Origin of the sequence: Bifidobacterium tissieri (assembly GCF_002259645.1) — a bacterium.
GTDB classification, from domain to species: domain Bacteria; phylum Actinomycetota; class Actinomycetes; order Actinomycetales; family Bifidobacteriaceae; genus Galliscardovia; species Galliscardovia tissieri.
Window position 1 is genome coordinate 1 of the sequence record NZ_MWWV01000033.1, and the last position, 2,016, is coordinate 2,016.

Sequence of the window (2,016 nt, forward strand, 5' to 3'; positions counted from 1 at the left end):
ATAATCAAAAATGTTAACGCAAGCATAAACGATCGATGATGATATATGACGGACGTCATATCGAGGTCATGGACATCAACGGCATGATGTTCGTGACGTCGTTACGACTTCCCCTCCACATAAATCTCTGCAACGGAACCACTCCTTCGGACGCGGACACTTTTCCGTGATCGAAAGGGGGTGGTGACGTTTTGTTGGACTTCGTTGTCTGAATGGTCGTTCAGAACGATATCACATGTGTTCAGGCGACGAGCCCGAGCTGGATGCGCTTGTCCATGATGCTCATCCCGTATTCGAGTTTGATGCGCTTGTCCCGGTACCAGACCATGTACTCGTCCAGCATCGCAATGAACTCGTCGATCGTGACGCCCTGGAAGCTCCTCTTGTGGAAGAACTCCTGCTTGAGCCGGCCGAAGAACCCCTCGGCGGCGGCGTTGTCCGGGCTGCAGCCCCTCGCGCTCATCGACCTCGTCAATCCATGATCCGTGCAGATGCGAATCCATTCGGGCCACCGGTAGTGGCATCCCCGGTCGGAGTGGATGACGGGCGTCTGACCGGGTTTGAGCGTGGCGCACGCGTCCTCGAGCATCCCATTGGCCAGCGCGGCGTTGGGGCTGGTGCCGNTCGTCCACGCGACCGGCATGCCGTCGTAGCAGTCGATCACCGGCGACAGGTACACCTTGCCCGCGGGGATCGAGAACTCGGTGATGTCGGTGACCCACAGCTCATTCGGATTCGCGGCGTGGAAGTCGCGGTTGACGAGATTGGCCGGCGCGCCGCCGATCTCTCCCTTGTAGGAGCTGTAGCGCTTCGCGCTCTTGAACACCGGCACCATGCCATGGCGGGTCATCAGCCGCATGACGCGCTTCGCGGAGACGACGATGCCCGCGCTGCGCAGTTCGAGGTGGATGCGCTTGTACCCATAACGGCGTTTGCTGTTCTCGAACGCCTCGCGCACCAATGCGAGCAGGCCCCGGTCCTTGTCGGGCCTGCTCATGGCCTTGAGCTGGTAGTAGTACGTGCTGCGTGCGATGCCGACCTCGCCCAGCAGACTCTCGGCGTTGACGCCCAGGGCCTCACTGACCTTTTTGACCAGAATCGTCTTCTCTCGGCTTGTCAGGTTGTCCGGGTCTGCGCCCGGCTCTTTTCCCACCAGTTCCACCGCTCCCTTCATGATCGCCAGCCTGATCTCCAGGGCCCGTCGCTCCGCGCGCAGCCGCTCAAGATCGGCGTTCAGCGAGGCGATCTCGCCGCGCAGCGCATCCGCATCAGCCTGCGGTGCGGTATCCTTGCGTTCCGGTTCGTCCTTCGCCACCGCGGCCCCTTTCGTCTTGTCGAGCAATCGCCGCTTCCAGTTTCTCACTACCGACGAATCCACTCCCAATCCCTCCGCCGCCTCACGCGAGCTCGCTCCACCGGACGCGACCTTGAGCACGGCCTCGCGCTTGAGCTCCTCAGGTATGGGCCCGTGGCGAAGCCGGCGTTCGCCGGGCGCGAGCTCGTCAATCCACGAGGCCAGCAGCGTCTTGCTCGGATACCCCATTTGGCGGATCGTACGGCTCGCTCGCCGCCCGTGCGTCAGGTAATGGTCCACCGCGGCCCGCCTCTGCTCCAACGTGTAGCGCGAATACCGCTCGCCACGCGTCGAGGGTATTCCCGTCCTCTGTTCCTCGAGCCAGTCCCGATGCCACATACGCAACGCCTCACGACTGGGATACCCCAACTCCCGGATCGCGTCCGCCGCGCAGCACTCATACCTCACATACAACTCCACCGCACGCCGACGCTGCTCCCTCGTATACCTCGCCATGATGACTCCTCCCGGATCACAGTCCAAGAAAACGTCACCACCTCGTTACCCTCAACCACCATTCCGCTAGTGTGATCACACTAAGGAAAGCCCATGAGCCCAAAACCGCCAAATCAAGCCATTCCTTTCATACCCACCCACGTTAGTGTGATCACACTAAGGAATTGCGTTCGCGTGGCGTCTGCCGTCATGTCAACGCTCACAAT

At 61.0% G+C, this 2,016-nt stretch carries 1 protein-coding gene; it reads right to left on the reverse strand.

Translation table 11 applies throughout. The annotated features are described in order from the left end of the window. Positions 1–241 precede the first annotated feature (241 nt). Positions 242–1,810 carry an IS3 family transposase gene (locus BTIS_RS11555; protein ID WP_094665599.1) on the reverse strand — a complete coding sequence of 523 codons (1,569 nt, stop codon included), beginning with the start codon at positions 1,808–1,810 and terminating at the stop codon, positions 242–244. Between the last annotated feature and the right edge of the window lie 206 nt (positions 1,811–2,016).